Below are 15,869 nucleotides of genomic sequence, written 5' to 3'. Positions count from 1 at the left end.
GCTCAGGAGGCGACCGGCGAGTTGATCACGCCCCGGGGGCCCGACCCCGTGGTGGGCGATGCCCGGGAGCGTGTGAAAGCATTTTCGAGTGTTTCACGTCGTCTTCTACCACCCCGAGATTCCCGGGAACGCCGGGAACGCGATCCGGATGGCGGCCGGTTCGGGTGCCGCGCTGCACCTGATCGAGCCGCTGGGGTTCTCCGTGGAGGACGCGAAGCTGCGCCGCGCCGGGCTGGACTACCACGATCGCGCCGCGCTGCACGTCCACCCGAGCCTGGACGCCTGCTGGGAGGCGCTGCGCCCGGAGCGGGTCATCGCCTTCACCGCCCGCACCGAGACGATCCACACCGACGTCGACTACCGGCCGGGTGACGTGCTGCTGTTCGGCCCGGAGTCGACCGGGCTGCCGGAGGAGCTGCTCGACGCGGCGTCGATGCGGGTGCGGATCCCGATGCTGCCGGGCATCCGGTCGATGAACCTGGCGAACTCGGCGGCCGTCGCGGTCTACGAGGCGTGGCGGCAGCAGGGCTTCAAGCTGCCGTGACGGGCTCGCGGCGGCGCGTCCAGGGCCAGGTGAGCAGCGCCCAGGCGCCCATGCCCACGACGAGCTCGACGGCGAGGTAGGTGGGCCAGCCGCCCATCAGGTCCAGCAGCGACGGGTTGTCGGGTTTGCTGCTGACGAAGCCGTAGTTGGTGCCCGCGACCGCGTTGAACACCAGCATCGCCAGGCCCCACGCGACGGTCACGACCACCGACGTCCAGTACCCGCGCCAAGTCGGCCTCAGCCCGATTCCCCAGGTCAGGAAGGCCGCGGCCCAGATCACCAGCAGGTGCTGGCCCCAGAACTCGATGAAGTCGAGGTGCGGGAAGTCGGGCGCGTCCAGCGCCGGCGTGATGATCGCCTGCGGGGTCAGCGTGAGGCCCCAGAAGTACAGCAGCGCGTGCGGCGCCGACGCCCGCGTCCACAGCGCCCAGGCCGCCACCACCCACGCCAGGTCGCACAGGTGCAGCGGCAGCGAGTTGAACAGGTCCCAAGCCCACGGACTCAGCCGGTAGGCCAGCAGCGGCAGGTTGAACCCCACCACGACCAGCGCGAACCCCCGGCACCACCGCTCCACCCCGTCGCGCGACAACCCCCGCCCGAACACGACGAGAACCACCGACCCGACCACGATGAGCCCCATCAAGACCCAATGCGACGCGCCGTAAACCACGAACCGATCCCCCACCGGCCCCACGCCTCAACACTCACCCACCCGCCGCACCCCGTCAATCCCACCCAACACACCCGACGCCCGCGCTTCGGGGCGACAAGCCACCGAAACCATCGCGTCGGGGACTGCCGGTGACTGCCCACCTACCCGGTTCCGGCCCGTTCGACGCCTGCGGCGAGTCGGGGTCGGGCACGGGGTTGGGCAGGGTTCGTTCCTCACCAGGGGGCAGTTTTAGTCCAAACTGTCCGGGGGTGACGCCCGAAATGTCCGGACAGTTTGGACTAAAACTGTCCTCTGCCCACGCCCGAACCCCACCCACCACGTCGAAAACCCCGGTTTTCACGGGTCAAAAACCGCAGGTTTTGACCCGACGAATACCGCAGGTTTTGACCGGGCGAATACCGCAGGTTTTGACCCGAGGGGCGAGGTGGGTGAGGTGACGAAGACCAAGACGAGGACGAGGACGGGGACGAGGGCCGGGATGTGCGAAGCCGCCCCCGGGAGTGGTTTCCGGGGGCGGCTTCGGGGATCGGGTCAGAGGCCGGCTGCTGCCTTGAGGGCTTCTGCTCGGGTGGTGGACTCCCAGGGGAGGTCGACGTCGATGCGGCCGAAGTGGCCGTAGGCCGCGGTGGCCGAGTAGATCGGCCGCAGCAGGTCGAGGTCGCGGATGATGGCGGCCGGTCGCAGGTCGAAGACTTCGTTGACCGCTTTCTGGATCCGGGCCGGGTCGACGGTCTCGGTGCCGAAGGTCTCGATGAACAGACCCACCGGCGCTGCCTTGCCGATCGCGTAGGCCACCTGGACCTCGATGCGCTTGGCGAGCCCGGCGGCGACGACGTTCTTGGCCACCCAGCGGGTGGCGTAGGCGGCGGAGCGGTCGACCTTCGACGGGTCCTTGCCGGAGAAGGCGCCACCGCCGTGGCGGGCCATGCCGCCGTAGGTGTCGACGATGATCTTCCGCCCGGTCAGGCCCGCATCGCCCATCGGCCCGCCGACGACGAACCGGCCGGTCGGGTTGACCAGCAGCCGGGTCTCGGCGGTGCTCAGCGTCAGGTCTGCGATCTCGGGCTCCACCACGTGCTTGGTGATGTCGCCGACGAGCTGGCCTTCGAGGTCGATCTCCTCGGCGTGCTGGGTCGACAGCACCACGGTGTCGAGCCCGACGGCCTTCTCGCCGTCGTAGGAGATGGTCACCTGGGTCTTGCCGTCGGGCCGCAGGTACGGCAGCACCCCGTCCTTGCGGACCCGGGTGAGCCGGCGCGACAGCCGGTGCGCCAGCGCGATCGGCAGCGGCATGAGCTCGGGCGTGTCGTCGCAGGCGTAGCCGAACATCAGGCCCTGGTCACCGGCGCCCTGCTGGGCGATCTCGTCGATGACGCCTTCGACGCGGGTCTCGTGCGCGGTGTCGACGCCCTGGGCGATGTCGGGCGACTGCGAGCCGATGGCGATGTTGACGCCGCAGGAGTCGCCGTCGAAGCCCTTCGCCGAGGAGTCGTAGCCGATCTCCAGGATCTTGTTCCGCACGATGGCGGGGATGTCGGCGTAGGCGTCGGTGGTGACCTCACCGGCCACGTGCACCTGCCCGGTGGTCACCAGCGTCTCCACGGCCACGCGCGAGCGCGGGTCTTGCGCGAGCAGCGCGTCGAGGACGGAGTCGCTGATGGCGTCGCAGATCTTGTCGGGATGTCCTTCGGTCACCGACTCGCTGGTGAACAACCGCTGCTGACTCACAACTCTCCTCATGTCCGGCGGCGTCGACGCCGTCAAACATTACTGGTCGGAGAGCCGCCTACCGACCGCGTCCCACAATGTGGACGCCAGCAGGGACTTGGCGCCGAGATCGATGCGCTCCTCGGTGCCGTCGTCGCCGAGCAGCCAGCCGGAGTTGTCCTCGACCTCGAAGGCCATGCCCTCGCCCACGGCGTTGACCACGAGCAGGTCGCAGCCCTTGCGCGCGAGCTTGGCCCGGCCGTGGTCGAGCACCGAGGAGGTCGCGTCCCCGGTCTCGGCGGCGAACCCGACGATCAGCGACGCCGAGAGCTTGCCCGCCGCACGGGATTCGACGATCTCGGCGAGGATGTCGGGATTGCGGGCCAGCGCAACGGGTTCCGGGTCCCGATCGGTCTTCTTGATCTTGTGCTCGACCTGGTTCACCGGCTTGAAGTCGGCCACGGCCGCGGCCATGACGACGGCGTCGGCCCCGTCGGCCTCGGTGAGCATCACCGACCGCATCTCGTCGGCGGTGCCGACCTTGATCAGCCGCACTCCGGCGGGGGTGACGAGGTCGGCGGTGTGCGCGGCGACGAGGGTGACGTCGGCGCCGCGGTGCGCGGCGATGCGCGCCAGCGCGTAGCCCTGCCGCCCGGACGAGCGGTTGCCCAGGTAGCGGACGGGATCGAGCGCCTCCCGGGTGCCCCCGGCGGAGATGACGACCCGCTTGCCGTCCAGGTCCCACGGCAGGGAGGTCGACGAGGTCAGCAGCAGCCGCGCCAGGTCGACGATCTCGGCGGGGTCGGGCAGCCGCCCCTTGCCGGTGTCCTTACCGGTCAGCCGCCCGGAGTCGGGTTCGGCGACGACGACGCCGCGCTCGCGCAGGGTGGCCACGTTCTGCCGGGTCGCCGGGTGCTCCCACATCTCGGTGTGCATCGCGGGGACCATCAGCACCGGGCAGCGCGCGGTGAGCAGGGTGTTGGTGAGCAGGTCGGGAGCCTGCCCGGTGGCCGCTCGGGCCAGCAGGTCAGCGGTGGCGGGGACGACGACCACGAGGTCGGCCTCCTGGCCGAGCCGCACGTGCGGCACCTCGTGCACGTCGGTGAACACGCCGGTCTCGACCGGCTGCCCGGACAGCGCCTCGAAGGTGGCCTTGCCGACGAAGTTGAGCGCGGCCTCGGTGGGCACGACGCGCACGCTGTGGCCGGTTTCGGTGAGACGCCGCAGCACCTCGCACGCCTTGTAGGCGGCGATGCCACCGCTGACGCCGAGGACCACCCTCGGGCGGTCCTCGGTCGTTCCGGTCGTCACTCGCCTTCGGTGTGCTCGAGCACGCCGGCGTGGATCTCGCGCAGCGCGATCGACAGCGGCTTCTCGCGCGGGCCCGGCTCGACGAGCGGGCCGACGTACTCCAGCAGGCCCTCGCCGAGCTGGGCGTAGTAGTCGTTGATCTGCCGCGCGCGCTTGGCCGAGTAGATGACCAGCGCGTACTTCGAGCTGACCTGCTCCAGCAGGTCGTCGATCGGCGGGTAGGTGATGCCCTCGACGGTGTTGGTCGACGGGCTGCTGTTGAGCGCAGCCAGCGCGCTAGGGGTGCTCACAGGTGTGGCTCCTGCTCAGTAGTGGGTCGTTCGGGACCGGGAAGGGACAGGCGACCGGGGCGAACCGGGCGTCACTTCTCGTGGCCGAGTATCAATCGTACCAATTCGCTGGTCGCGGACTGCAGGTCGGCGTTGACGACGGTCTCGTCGAACTCGGGTTCGGCGGCCAGTTCATCACGTGCGGCGGCCAGGCGCTTCTCGACGACGTCGGCGGGCTCGGTACCGCGGCCGGTGAGCCGGTCGACGAGCTCCTCCCAGGACGGCGGCAGCAGCATGACCAGTTGCGCGTCCGGCCAGGCCGTGCGGACCTGGCGCGCGCCCTGCAGCTCGATCTCCAGCACCGCCGGGTGGCCCGACCGGATGGCCTCTTCGACCGGCTTGCGCGGCGTGCCGTAGAAGTTGCCCGCGTAGCGGGCGTGTTCGAGCATCTCGCCCTCGGCGATCATCCGCTCGAACTCCGCGACGGAGACGAAGTGGTAGTGCACCCCGTCGACCTCGCCGGGGCGCGGAGCCCTGGTGGTCGCGGACACGCTGAAGTACACCTCCGGCACGTGCCGGCGCACCTCGCCGAGCACGCTGGACTTGCCGACGCCGGAAGGCCCGGAAACGACGGTGAGCCGAGGCTCGCCCTGACGGACGATCCTCGGCTCAGCGCCGGCTTGTGCGTCGATCACTCGCCGCTGAACTCGGTGAGCAGCGCCTTGCGCTGCCGCTCGCCCAGCCCGCGCAGACGACGGCTGTTGGCGATCTCCAGCCGCTCCATGATCTGCTGCGCACGGACCTTGCCGACGCCGGGAAGGGCCTCGAGCAGGGCGGAGACCTTCATCTTGCCCAGAACCTCGTCGTTGTCGGCGGTGTCCAGGACCTCCGCCAGCGTGGTTCCGCCTCGCTTGAGGCGCTCCTTGAGCTCAGCTCGGGCGCGACGGGCGGCAGCCGCCTTTTCCAGAGCTGCTGCCCGCTGCTCCTCAGTCAGCTGGGGAAGGGCCACCATGTCCTCCGTGATGTGGGGTTTCGCTTGATCGGTGCGGGCGACGGTACCGAGTCCCGAAAGGCGGTTGCCCACGGGGGTCCCGGTTTTGTGGAACGGATCAGTCCGCCCCACCGCCCTGGCCCTTGAAGTTCTACCCGTACAAGGCGTGCACGAGCACGGGGCCGCTGCAAGTCCTATCAACAAAGCCGCTGAAGTGCACTAATCTCGGCCAAAGAAATCGGAATGTGTCCGATTTCCGCACAGTTGAGCCACGTGGAGGCCATCTCCGCAGGTCACAACGGCGTAAAACACTCCCCGAACGGACGCGTGCCGAAGGCCTGTTCTATGATGGAAGTTGATCTTGAACTCCCCGATTTCTTCCACTCAGCGGAAAAGGTGGTCCCCCATGCGCTCCAGACGCAACCAGGCCTGACGCTCGCGGCTCCGGCGCGTAGCGCCGCCGTAACACCTGCCGCACCCGGCTCAGCGACGCCTGATCCCGGCGAAGCGCATCACCAGGAAGCTCACCCCCGCGACCACCACGATGGGCGGCCCGAAGTCCGGCACGTTGGTCCACACCGCCCCCGCCGCGATCACCATCGCGATGCCCACCAGCCCCGACCGCCAGTCGCGGTACCCCCGACGCGCCGTCGGCCCGGGGCGCCTCTCGTCGGTCACAGCGTCTTGGTCAGGTCGTGGACTCGGGTGATCATGCGCGGGCGGTCGATGGGGGCGATCGTGGTCCAGCCCTCGTCGCTGCGGTGGCTGTTCTCGATCATGTACCAGCCCTGGGCGTTGGCGAAGAAGTTGGTGACCATCGGGGCCCGGTGGCGCTTGCCGTGGCCGTCCATGACGGCGTAGCCGACCTGCGCGTAGGCGTTGCGCGCCCCACCGGCCATCTCCACGAGCGTCTTCGCCTCCTCGCGCCGAATCCCTTGCCGCACAAGCGCTTCGGCCATCTCGCGGTCGTTGCTCGCCGACTTGGCGGCGGATTCCATCGCGGCGCTGCGCAGCGACACGCCCTTGCCGGGGCCGGCCTTGAGGTCGTCGGGCAGCACGCTGAGGATGGCCCGCACCATCGAGTCCGCAGGCAGCGTCTGCACGGTCACGGACTCCTCCGTGAGCACGGCGAGGGTGGCGTGACCGCGGGTGCAGGCCACCATGCCCGCCACGATGCGCTGAGCGCCGTCGGGCGTGCGCTGGCGGAAGTTGATGTCGAAGGCCCGCTCGTAGCGCGTGAGCGGCAGCAGGGCCCCCTGGATGTCCTCTTCCCGCATCTCGTTGCCGAACCCGAGGTGCTGCAGTTCCTCGCGCGCGCGAGCCTCGACCTGCCGCCTCTCGGATTCGAGGATGCCCTCGGGCAGGACGTTGAGCACGAGGGGCTTGGTGCCGAGGTTGAAGTACTTCCACGCCTCGTGGAAGCCCTGCTTCGACAGCTCGATCTTCACCGGTTCTCCCCAGCCAGACAGTGTGGACGGCACCGACTCGATCGCGTCCACGATGTGATCCGAGTTGTTCACTGATTGGTCCAGTTCTCAGCCGTTCGGAAGCCCAAGAAGCACGGCCGTCCCCCGCAGCCCGAGCACTGATCGTCCGAGTTGTTCAAGAGTTAGTGGGCGGCACCGAAGCGGTGCCGCCCACTAGCTGATCTGCGATTTCGCGCACTTACCGCTGGTTGTCCCAGTCGCCGAAGACCGGCGGCGCGACCTTCGGCAGGTCCTCGTCGAAGACGCCCTGGTCGCCGACGAGGTAGTCGGGGGTCTCGTGCTCGAGGTCGTCCTCGCCTTCCTGACCCCGGCCGCGCGCACCCGCGCCCGCACCGGCACCGACACCGCCGCGGCCACCGGCACCACCGGCGCCGCCGACCCCGGAACCGGAGGCCCCGCCGAGACCACCCATGCCCGAGCGGCCACCGGCACCCATACCGGACCCGGCACCACGACCACCGGCACCGGCACCCGAGCCGGCACCCAGGCCACGACCCGCACCGGCACCGCCGCGACCACCGGCGCTACCGGCACCACCGCGGCCACCAGCACCCGTGCCCGCACCGGGACGACCGGCACCGAGACCGGGCGTGCCACCGGGGTACCCCGGAGTACCGGGACCACCGGGCACGCGACCAGCGCCGCTGCCACCGCCGGGAGTCTGACCCGAACCCGAGCCACCACCGGGCAGGTTCGCCCAGGCAGCACCCGTACCAGCGGAACCGCCGCCGTAGGAGCCGCCCGCGCCACCTGCGCCCGAACCGGCCCCGGCCAGGCTGCCGCCACCGGAACCACCGGCCCACGCGCTGGAGGTGGTCGACGGGGAGGAGTACGAGGAGTCCACGCCACCGACGCTCGGGCCGGAGGAGCTGCTCACGCCACCGTCAGGCTGAGCCACGGTCGGCGGCGCTTCGAAGACGGCGCTGCTCGACACGTTGCTCTGCGTCGTGTCCTGGTAGGTGGTGAAGGCCTGGACGGCCTCCTGCCGCAGCTTCTCGTTGTGCGCCTTGGCGTCCTCGGCGTCGGTCGAACCGGTCCAGAAGCTGTCCCAGTTCTCTTCGAGCCAGCCGTCGTCCGGGATGGCCTCTTCTTCACTCTTGGCCGGGATCGACGTCTGGACCTTCTTGAAGGCCTCACCCTGAGCCGTCATCTGCTGCGACTGGAGCTTCGCGCTGTCCGCAGTGATCTCGGTCCACAGAACGACAGGCATGGCCTGGTCCTTCATGGCCTCGCCGGACTCGGACTGCATGAAGGCACCGACGGACTTCAGCTTGTCCTCAAGCCGAGTCTTCAGCTCACGCAGGTACTTGTCCTCAGCGTTCCAGTTGTCCGACTGCTCGTAGAGCCCATCGGCACCGGAACCGCCGTCAACCCACTTGCGCATCTGCTCTAGCTGCGCACCTTCGAAGCTCGACGGTGCTAGGTGTCTGTTGTCAGTCACCGACTACCCCCTCAGGCATTCGGAAGATTAGGAACGACGGTTTCAGCGACCTTCTTCATGGCGTCGCAGCCGTTCACCGCCGGGTCTCGCGACAAGCCGTTCACAATCACGGAGCCCTGGTCTGAGACGTCCACAGCGACCGTGCAGTTCCGGTTGTTGATCTGAGTGTTCACAGCCGGGTACTCGCCGACGGTGGTCTGCTGCGCAGTCGTGTGCGACTCGCTGAACTGCTGCATGGTCTGCTTCGTGGTGACGGTCACGAAGGCGTTCCAACCGGTGTCGGAGCCCGCAGCACCGGACACGAACGAGCAACCAGCCATCCCCTGCGTCTCATCCGGCGCGGGAGGAATGCTGACACCCAGGGACTGCAACTGCTCGGGGGTCAGAACACCGCACTGGTCAGCGACCTGCAGCGACTTCGCGGGTGCCGTTCGGGAAGAGCTCGGCGGCGCTGGGGCCTCGGGCGCACTAGTCGAAGGCTCAGGAGTGGCACCGCCACCCGAGCACCCCGCGAGCGCAGCGCAGGCGAAGACCGCACCGGCGATGAGCCCTTTACGCAAGATTCCTCCTAGTAGAGTCTCAGGACTTGAAGCTGAGAGAAGCAGTGTCGTCGTCCGTTCGAACCTGCTGGGCACTCGCGCGCAGGGCCAATGCAGCATTCCGGAACACCTTGGCCAGATCCTTGTAGTTCTCGGCATAGGCATTCGGGCTGCCGGCGCCAACCTTGCCGTAGATCTCCGTCGCGCCCGTGCTGACCGGATCAAGACCTGGTGCAGGCACGTCCGCGAGCATCGCGACCTTGCCCTCTCGCCGTTCCATCGCGAGGGCTTCGTCGTCGAAGAAGCGTGCAAGCTCCTCGACCTTGTCCGGCTGGATCCGCATCGACCCACCAGCCGCCTGAGACTGCGCGTACGCTGCCTTCTCGCCGATGTTGGTGATCGTCTCGCTGATCTGACCCCAGATGTTCGGGAACGTCATGCCGCGCCTCCCTCGCTGTTCACGCTGAACTCCCCTTGTCCACGTGCCGTCGCAGTGAGGGCGACGGACATCCACTTGCCAGCGTGGCAAACGGTAGCGCACGGGGGTACGCGCGTGTAGCGAAGTTGGTCAAAACAGGAACCGGCAGCCGAGTGAAATGGCTCTCAGATCATCGGTAGGGGCTTCTCAACCACTTGATCTTGTGTTCAAGCCCCTACCGACCCCTATTCATCAGGCCTCAGGTCGTGAAGCGGCCGTCGCGGACTCCTCGGACAAACGACGACCACGCGACCTGGTCGAACGCCAGATGCTGACCTGCGGGGTTCTTCGAGTCTCGAGCGAGCACGTCGTCCCCGGCGAATGCGACCTCGACGCAGTTGCCGTAGTTGCTGCTCCGGCTGCTCTTGCGCCACCTGAGTTCCGAGCGATCCGGCGTTGTCACCAGCAGCTCCTTGCCCTCACGACAACCTGTCGGCGATGGAGTTCATCATGCCCACCGAATCCTCAGCGGAGAGCGCGACCTCGTGCAACCGCCGAAGGGCTTCTTTCGTCGATGCCACGTGCTCGGATTCTTCGAGGAAAGCGCTGCTCCCGCGGTTCTCGAGGTAGACCAGGCTGGGAAGGTTCCCGAAGTCGTAGACGACGAACGGCCCGGAAAGACCCGGGTGCACGGCCTCGGTCGGAAGAACCAGCACGGTGATGTTGGGCTGACTCGCCGCAGACACGAGGTGCCGGAGCTGCCGGAACATCACACCCGGTCCGCCAGCCGGTCGTTCCAGGATGCTCTGCTCAATCAACGCGGTGAAGTGCGGTGCAGAAGGCCGGTTGAGCACCGTCTGACGCCCAAGACGCGCGGTGACCAGCGTGTCGACCTCGGCGAAGTTCAAATCCGGATCAGTCCCCTGGACGATCGCAGTCGCGTACTCGACCGTCTGCAAAAGACCAGGTATCAGCATCGTCTCGTAGTTCGAGATCGCATACGCCTCGCGCTCGAAACGCACCATCTCATCCCACATCGCTGGCAGACGCCCGTTCTGCACCCTCCACCAGTTGGGCATGGACGCGTTCCGGACCAGGCTCAACAGCTCTTCCCGCCGCTTCGCCGGCACCCGGTACAACCCGAGCAACGCCGACACGTCGTCGGCCTGCAACCCACGCTGCCCGGACTCCATCCGAGACAACTTGCTCATGGACATCCCGAGCGCCCCGGCAACTTCCTCGGCCCCGAGCCCACTCCGAAACCGAAGCTCCCGAAGCTCACTGGAAACCCGCCGAACCCGAACAGGAACCCCAACACGCCCACTCATAAAACCTCCGATCAAGACCAACAACGCGATCACGATCGGCACTTGCCCCACGGGCACGTAAGAGAACCCCCACACATTCAGCCACCGGATACAACGAGGCGAACCCAACAGTTTCACCAATCACTCCAGGTGACGACCAGACGTTGCCTAGGCTGCAGCGCCGGAACGCACTTCCGCAAAAGGGAGCACTCGTGCCTACGCAACCAGGATGGAACCAGCAGTGGGGGCCTCAACAGGTACAGCCGGGGCAGCAGGTGCCTCCGCAACAGACCTGGGGGCCAGGAGCTCGTTCTCCGAAAAAGCGGAAGAAGTGGCCGTTCATCCTGATTCCGTTGGCCGTCCTCCTGCTTGTCTGGGCCGTGGTCCGCGGGTCCTACGAGCTCTCGCGCAGCGACACCGAGGTTGCTGAACCTCCACGCGCCGGCGTCGAGATGGCCGAACCAACGAGCACCCCTCCGCCTCCGCCTGGGGCTCCTGTCCAGTGCCAACCGGATCTCGTCCTGTTGTGCTTCCCCGATGACTACAACCCGGACGCCACGATGGACGCCGTAGCCGCCCAGGGCTGGACCTGCTACCGCAAGGGCGACACGAACGGAGTCGGCTCCCCGGTTTCAGAAGCGCGCCGCTGCGAACTCGAAGAACAGGTGCGAGGGAAGTACGGCGCGTACATCGCGTTCGGCTACGAGCGCGATCTCACCAATCCGGACAACGGCAGGCTGGAGAGCTTCTCCTTGAGCGTGAACACCGTTGCCGCGCTCCAACGAGGTGAACGCACCAGCCCAGAGGACGCGACGACGAGACTATTCGAGCTATTCGACTTCATGGCCGAGCGCATCTGGCAGGGGAAACCCGACAAACTCACCGAGGCCAAGGCAGCCTTCGCCCAACTCAAGCCGCAGTGCAACTCGCCGGCCGGCCGCACCATCCGAGGCGCCACCGCCACGACCCCGACCGGTTACCAGCTCACCTGCAGCTCCCCCGGCAGCTGGCAAGTCGGAGACCAATCCGAAAGCCATCAACAAACCCTGACGATCAAACCCGCAACGTGAGAACACCCGACCTAGGTGTGGACGATCAACGTCCTCGCACTTGACGTACTTGCGGCCGCCGCCCAGCAACTATCCCGAAGCGTCTGAGGAGATCGATCATCAAGCTCGCACGAACGTCCGCTCTCGTCGTCGGATCTGCAACGCTGCTGACGTCCTGCTCGCAACCTGCGGCCGGCTACCGCGACGACCCGGGCGCGTGCTCGGTCATCTCCGACCCGAGCATCGTCCGCCAGCTCGGTGACGAAGCTGTGCAGTTCCCGGCCACCGCCGACATCACGGACTCCGACACGCAGATGTCGAGCAAGTGCGAGTGGACGTCGAACCACCCTCCAGGTTGGGGGTCACCGGCGAACGCGGAGATCTCGGTGATCGTCCGACTGAAGCTGACCGACGCGGAGCCGGACCTCTCCGCAGCGCAGGACAGCTACCAGCTGAACAGCGAGCGCGGATCGATCCCCGACTCCCCGCCCAACGTGCTCGGCGACGCGTCCAGGCGAAGCTTCCGACCGGGCTCAGACGACAACAGCCAAGTAGCCACCATCGACTTCCTCCGCGCCAACGCCCACGTCACCATCAGGTATGAAGGCTGGGGCAATCACGGCTTCGACCCGCAGTTCATCCCACCGCAAGCCCAACAGGCCGCCACACTCGACTTCGCGCAGCAAGTCGCCAAGACACTCGGCACGCCGACGTAGTCGGTCGACTCCCGTGATCTTGTCGAGGCTGAGCAACAGCTTGACCTGGGCCGTGCGACCTCTGGCCGAATGTCGTGTCGACGGGAGCCGTCGTCACCAGTCGCCGAACTTCTCCTCGTCATCGCGAGTCCACCCCTGAGGGCCGGCCTGCCCCAGGAAGTCATCGAATCGGCCCGCCGCCTCGCGCTCAGCCGCGCGGTCTTCGCGGGTCGGCTGGTACCACTGGAGCCCGGTTCGAATGGTCAGCAGATCGACGATGTAGGCGCTGATGTCGACTTGATCAAATTCGGCGAAACCACTGCCGTCAGGAGCGTAGCGGAAACCTTTCTCAGCCACGCTCCCGACGAGTTTCGCCACGTCCTTACCACCAATGCCCGCTACGCCAGCAACGTGGAGCTTGAGGCCGAACAGCTCTGCAACTTGCGCGTACCAGCGCTGGTACTCACCTTCGTCGAAGGAGCAGTTCAATGCTTCCCCCACGCGGGCCGCAACCTGTTCCAGCGTCTCCTCGCCGGTGTCGACCCGAACATCGAAAAAAATCTTCTGGCGCTTCATCTACCTACTTTCCTTGGTCAATCCGCTGGTGTCGTAGGTCGCGCTCGCAGCAGGACGGATGCTACCAAGCCGGACCTCTCCGCAGAGCAGGACAGCAATCAGCTGATCAGCGAGCGCGGATCGATCTACGCCGCAACCTCCCGCGGTCTTGTCGAGGCGCAGTTTTCATGAAAACTGCGCCACCCCGAACACCCACGCTGACAACTCCGGGAGTACTGATCAGCCACGGGCCTCCCCCAGAAGGCCGCGGAGTCCGCCAGCTCACGATCCCCCAGAACGACCGGCAACCCCCAGCGGCGATCAACGACAAGAAGGCCTGATCACTGGCCCGTCGTGTACGTGCTCACCGCCATCGGCGAGCACCAGCGCCGCAACTGCCATGCCAACACCGAACCAGCGCATCCGGCTACGTCGGCGCCCGAACAGCACCAGCGCTGTACCGACTGCGACGTACGGAACCCATCCGAAGAGCATGATGATCGCCAAAAACACGATCAACAGGATTCCCACAAGAACCGAGGAAAACACCGTAACCGCAGCACCCAGCGCGAAAAACGCCGCAAGAACGCCATTTGACTCACCATGCGGCAACACCTGCTCCACCCTACTCATCGCACCTGCCCGCTTCCGGAAAAATGTCGCACTCAAGTCAAGGGCAGCACGTCCCATATTGACCAATGAAGCCGACTGCCCGATCAGCCCCAAAATGCCAGCCTATCGGCACGAATGCCCTGATGCGGTCAACTCCATCGACCAACTGTTGAGCGTCACCGCTGTGGTGTTCCGTACGGACCGACGACCACCTTGTTCGGATCGAGCAGGCGCCGCCCCACCATCATGTCGATCATCGACACCACGAACGGGCACAAAACGAGGACGAGGCATACCGCGGCTGCCGGTGACAGCCCGCCTGACGAGATTCCGGTCGCAACGAGGATGAGCAGGGCGATTCCAGACGGGAGGATCGAGGCGACCGCCAGGAAAAGAAGCGTGCTCCGAGTCCGTCGCGCAAAGGTCAGGTTGAACGCCCCCGTGTTGACGCACGAGGAACCACTGGCCAGCGAAAGAGCCGAGCAGATGGCGAACGCTCCGGCCAGCCACCCCATAAAAACGGTGAAGATCGCGGAAGCCGGAGCCACCGGCAGCAGCATGAAACCGCTCACCGCAATTCCGATCATCACGATCCCGACCGCAAGGACCGACAGGGCGCCTACCAACCGAGTGGTGTTCCGGACGCGACCAACGAACGCAGGTGAGGCCGGCACGAACTCGTGGTTCGTGGACATGTGATTGCCCTGCGGCCTGGGAGGTGTGTGAGTCACAGGCTAACCCGCCAATCAGAACCGTCTCGATTTCGACAGAGCCAGCCAACTACCGGTCCCGGCTGCCGGGATCCTCGAGGAAGCTCATTTGGCTGAGATCCTCGTCTTCTTCCTCAATGCTAGGGGAAGTTTCACGCTTAGCAGCCCTGCCCGATTCGGGCCCCGAGGCAAGGTTTCGGCGGAGCTCATTGAATTGTAGTTCACCTTCGTTGGCGAGTTCTTCTCTTTCGACCTCGGTCATCTCGTTCATACGGTCAACCGCCTGTTGAGCCAGGGGAGCAACCGCTTTACCGAAGGCCGCAGTCTGAGCCACCTCGCGAAGACTTGCTTTGCCTGCAAGCACATCGTCTACAAGCCTACGAAATTCTGGGTTATCGACCTTTCCGCGCAACAACTGCAATGAATCACGAAGATGGCGCGAACGCGCCTGGTCGCCACGCGCAATATCAAGAATTGGCTCGGACTCGGGGTTCGTCATGTCATGCTCCAGGGTGGTCGTACGCCCCTGCAGGCAGGGGGTGGTCTTGGAAGCCGTGCAGGTTTCCCAGGAGGCCAGCAATGATTCCGCTGGCGCCGGTACACAGGTTCCAAGCCATACCGTGGTACTTGCAGATATCCATCCAGACTTGTACAGCTCGGGCAATCGTGAGCACCATCGCGCTTCCCCCCGCAATGGCGCCAATTCCCGTCCAGCTGCTCGCCGCAGTGGCTGCCGCTTCGATAACAAATCCGATCGCGAGATCGAACAGCATCTCCAACAAGCTGACCATCGTCTTTGCAGTAGCCCACACCCCGTAAGCTGCCTGCTCGAACTGCACACCAACCTTCTCTAGAGCTGAAATCTGGTCGCGCAACGACTTAGACAGATCCTCAAAGTACTTGCCAGCTGCTGATGCGGCATTCCCTTCCCAAACCTTCAACATGTCAGCGCTACCATGCTCGATCTCAGCAGCGCAGGCCTCGTGGAACTTGCTCAAATTTTTAAGCGCATCGCCAGCCTTAGCAACAGCCTCCCAATTGCCGGCAAGTTCCTTAGCGACCCACTCCGCAGGATTGACACCAGAGACCTGATCAATAAAGATGTACACCCAGTGCCCTAGACTGAAAAAGTCCGGGAACGACAGCGCCTTGTCGATCGCATCCGGAATAGCCTGCTCCGCGACCGGATCAACAAGCTTCGCCTTCGGTTCACTCATCACCGGAATCCTTAATTTCTACGAGCTGGGGTAAGTTTCATCAAGTCGGCGTTCTTCGTTCGCATCGGTCTCGCGATACATGTTCGCCGACTTCACCAACTCACCCGCCGATGCAGACAAAAGTTGATCCAGATGCTTCAGGTTGTCCCCGACTGCAGCTTTGGTGGCATTGTTCGCGTTGGCAATCGTCGCGAACATCCGAGCGTCGCCATAGTCATACGAGAGGTGTTGGTTCAGGTAATCCTGTGCCGTCTTCAAATCGTCTTGTAGTCCCTTCAGCAAGGACGCATACGTGTCGAGCCCCTCAGGCTGCACTCGAAACCCCATACAACTCCTCCCTCTCT

At 65.8% G+C, this 15,869-nt stretch carries 22 protein-coding genes; 3 read left to right on the top strand and 19 right to left on the bottom strand.

What is annotated here, in order from left to right; translation table 11 throughout:
* The first annotated feature begins 88 nt into the window (after positions 1-88).
* Positions 89-544 (top strand): tRNA (cytidine(34)-2'-O)-methyltransferase, encoded by a 456-nt coding sequence (locus BM424_RS26995; RefSeq protein WP_093423760.1) that lies wholly within the window; start codon positions 89-91, stop codon positions 542-544.
* Here the strand turns inward: BM424_RS26995 and BM424_RS26990 are convergent.
* From BM424_RS26990 to BM424_RS26935, 13 genes are all read right to left on the bottom strand, one after another.
* A complete protein-coding gene (locus BM424_RS26990) occupies positions 531-1,214 on the bottom strand; it encodes a YwaF family protein (protein WP_342742658.1) in 684 nt (227 codons plus the stop codon). The two genes, BM424_RS26995 and BM424_RS26990, sit on opposite strands and share 14 nt — an antisense overlap.
* 534 nt (positions 1,215-1,748) lie before the next feature.
* Entirely contained in the window at positions 1,749-2,957 is a 1,209-nt protein-coding gene (gene metK, locus BM424_RS26985) for a methionine adenosyltransferase (protein WP_093423755.1), read from the bottom strand.
* 27 nt (positions 2,958-2,984) lie between these two features.
* A complete protein-coding gene (coaBC, locus tag BM424_RS26980; protein WP_093423752.1) occupies positions 2,985-4,235 on the bottom strand; it encodes a bifunctional phosphopantothenoylcysteine decarboxylase/phosphopantothenate--cysteine ligase CoaBC in 1,251 nt (416 codons plus the stop codon).
* Positions 4,232-4,525, bottom strand: coding sequence for a DNA-directed RNA polymerase subunit omega (rpoZ, locus tag BM424_RS26975; protein WP_010310991.1), 294 nt, complete (start codon positions 4,523-4,525; stop codon positions 4,232-4,234). The genes coaBC and rpoZ overlap by 4 nt, the downstream gene beginning before the upstream one ends.
* 71 nt (positions 4,526-4,596) lie before the next feature.
* Positions 4,597-5,199 carry a guanylate kinase gene (gene gmk / locus BM424_RS26970; protein ID WP_093423750.1) on the bottom strand — a complete coding sequence of 201 codons (603 nt, stop codon included), beginning with the start codon at positions 5,197-5,199 and terminating at the stop codon, positions 4,597-4,599.
* On the bottom strand, positions 5,196-5,513 hold the full coding sequence (gene mihF / locus BM424_RS26965) for an integration host factor, actinobacterial type (protein WP_093423896.1): 318 nt from the start codon (positions 5,511-5,513) through the stop codon (positions 5,196-5,198). Before mihF ends, gmk begins: the two co-directional genes overlap by 4 nt.
* Before the next feature lie 465 nt (positions 5,514-5,978).
* Positions 5,979-6,173, bottom strand: coding sequence for a hypothetical protein (locus BM424_RS26960; RefSeq protein WP_093423747.1), 195 nt, complete (start codon positions 6,171-6,173; stop codon positions 5,979-5,981).
* Entirely contained in the window at positions 6,170-6,943 is a 774-nt protein-coding gene (locus tag BM424_RS26955; RefSeq protein WP_093423894.1) for an ESX secretion-associated protein EspG, read from the bottom strand. Before BM424_RS26955 ends, BM424_RS26960 begins: the two co-directional genes overlap by 4 nt.
* A gap of 217 nt (positions 6,944-7,160) precedes the next feature.
* Entirely contained in the window at positions 7,161-8,366 is a 1,206-nt protein-coding gene (locus BM424_RS26950; RefSeq protein WP_139274183.1) for a PPE domain-containing protein, read from the bottom strand.
* A 68-nt stretch (positions 8,367-8,434) separates the two neighbouring features.
* Positions 8,435-8,983, bottom strand: a complete 549-nt coding sequence (locus BM424_RS26945; RefSeq protein WP_175548284.1) for a DUF3558 domain-containing protein — start codon at positions 8,981-8,983, stop codon at positions 8,435-8,437.
* Between the two features lie 19 nt (positions 8,984-9,002).
* Positions 9,003-9,401, bottom strand: a complete 399-nt coding sequence (locus tag BM424_RS29025; RefSeq protein WP_175548283.1) for a hypothetical protein — start codon at positions 9,399-9,401, stop codon at positions 9,003-9,005.
* Between the two features lie 238 nt (positions 9,402-9,639).
* Positions 9,640-9,843 carry a DUF397 domain-containing protein gene (locus tag BM424_RS26940; protein WP_093423740.1) on the bottom strand — a complete coding sequence of 68 codons (204 nt, stop codon included), beginning with the start codon at positions 9,841-9,843 and terminating at the stop codon, positions 9,640-9,642.
* A 16-nt stretch (positions 9,844-9,859) separates the two neighbouring features.
* A complete protein-coding gene (locus tag BM424_RS26935) occupies positions 9,860-10,708 on the bottom strand; it encodes a helix-turn-helix domain-containing protein (protein WP_093423891.1) in 849 nt (282 codons plus the stop codon).
* Between the two features lie 332 nt (positions 10,709-11,040).
* Here BM424_RS26935 and BM424_RS26930 point away from each other — a divergent pair, with 332 nt between their 5' ends.
* Both BM424_RS26930 and BM424_RS26925 read left to right on the top strand, forming a co-directional pair.
* Positions 11,041-11,757 (top strand): hypothetical protein, encoded by a 717-nt coding sequence (locus BM424_RS26930; protein WP_093423737.1) that lies wholly within the window; start codon positions 11,041-11,043, stop codon positions 11,755-11,757.
* A 365-nt stretch (positions 11,758-12,122) separates the two neighbouring features.
* The gene (locus BM424_RS26925; protein ID WP_139274182.1) at positions 12,123-12,452 is read left to right on the top strand and encodes a hypothetical protein; all 330 of its coding nucleotides are present in this window, start codon (positions 12,123-12,125) and stop codon (positions 12,450-12,452) included.
* 93 nt (positions 12,453-12,545) lie between these two features.
* Here the strand turns inward: BM424_RS26925 and BM424_RS26920 are convergent, their stop codons facing one another.
* From BM424_RS26920 to BM424_RS26895, 6 genes are all read right to left on the bottom strand, one after another.
* Positions 12,546-13,007 carry a hypothetical protein gene (locus BM424_RS26920; protein WP_093423731.1) on the bottom strand — a complete coding sequence of 154 codons (462 nt, stop codon included), beginning with the start codon at positions 13,005-13,007 and terminating at the stop codon, positions 12,546-12,548.
* Between the two features lie 300 nt (positions 13,008-13,307).
* Positions 13,308-13,610, bottom strand: coding sequence for a hypothetical protein (locus BM424_RS26915; protein ID WP_139274181.1), 303 nt, complete (start codon positions 13,608-13,610; stop codon positions 13,308-13,310).
* A gap of 164 nt (positions 13,611-13,774) precedes the next feature.
* Complete coding sequence (locus BM424_RS26910) at positions 13,775-14,293, bottom strand: hypothetical protein (RefSeq protein WP_139274180.1); 519 nt, start codon at positions 14,291-14,293, stop codon at positions 13,775-13,777.
* Positions 14,294-14,378: 85 nt separating this feature from the next.
* Complete coding sequence (locus tag BM424_RS26905; protein WP_093423722.1) at positions 14,379-14,807, bottom strand: hypothetical protein; 429 nt, start codon at positions 14,805-14,807, stop codon at positions 14,379-14,381.
* A 1-nt stretch (position 14,808) separates the two neighbouring features.
* On the bottom strand, positions 14,809-15,525 hold the full coding sequence (locus BM424_RS26900; protein WP_093423719.1) for a hypothetical protein: 717 nt from the start codon (positions 15,523-15,525) through the stop codon (positions 14,809-14,811).
* An 18-nt stretch (positions 15,526-15,543) separates the two neighbouring features.
* Entirely contained in the window at positions 15,544-15,852 is a 309-nt protein-coding gene (locus tag BM424_RS26895; protein ID WP_139274179.1) for a hypothetical protein, read from the bottom strand.
* Between the last annotated feature and the right edge of the window lie 17 nt (positions 15,853-15,869).

The sequence above is a fragment of the Saccharopolyspora flava genome (assembly GCF_900116135.1).
Taxonomy (GTDB): Bacteria; Actinomycetota; Actinomycetes; order Mycobacteriales; family Pseudonocardiaceae; genus Saccharopolyspora; species Saccharopolyspora flava.
The sequence above is the reverse complement of the archived record's forward strand: the minus strand, read 5'-3'. Positions and strand labels throughout refer to the sequence as shown.

Excerpts from the sequence above, each read along its gene's own strand:
- metK (WP_093423755.1), bottom strand. The coding sequence starts at position 2,957 with ATGAGGAGAGTTGTGAGTCAGCAGCGGTTGTTCACCAGCGAGTCGGTG.
- BM424_RS26905 (WP_093423722.1), bottom strand. The coding sequence starts at position 14,807 with ATGACGAACCCCGAGTCCGAGCCAATTCTTGATATTGCGCGTGGCGAC.
- BM424_RS26910 (WP_139274180.1), bottom strand. The coding sequence starts at position 14,293 with ATGTCCACGAACCACGAGTTCGTGCCGGCCTCACCTGCGTTCGTTGGT.
- BM424_RS29025 (WP_175548283.1), bottom strand. The coding sequence starts at position 9,401 with ATGACGTTCCCGAACATCTGGGGTCAGATCAGCGAGACGATCACCAAC.
- BM424_RS26920 (WP_093423731.1), bottom strand. The coding sequence starts at position 13,007 with ATGAAGCGCCAGAAGATTTTTTTCGATGTTCGGGTCGACACCGGCGAG.
- BM424_RS26935 (WP_093423891.1), bottom strand. The coding sequence starts at position 10,708 with ATGAGTGGGCGTGTTGGGGTTCCTGTTCGGGTTCGGCGGGTTTCCAGT.
- BM424_RS26895 (WP_139274179.1), bottom strand. The coding sequence starts at position 15,852 with ATGGGGTTTCGAGTGCAGCCTGAGGGGCTCGACACGTATGCGTCCTTG.
- BM424_RS26900 (WP_093423719.1), bottom strand. The coding sequence starts at position 15,525 with ATGAGTGAACCGAAGGCGAAGCTTGTTGATCCGGTCGCGGAGCAGGCT.
- BM424_RS26950 (WP_139274183.1), bottom strand. The coding sequence starts at position 8,366 with ATGCGCAAGTGGGTTGACGGCGGTTCCGGTGCCGATGGGCTCTACGAG.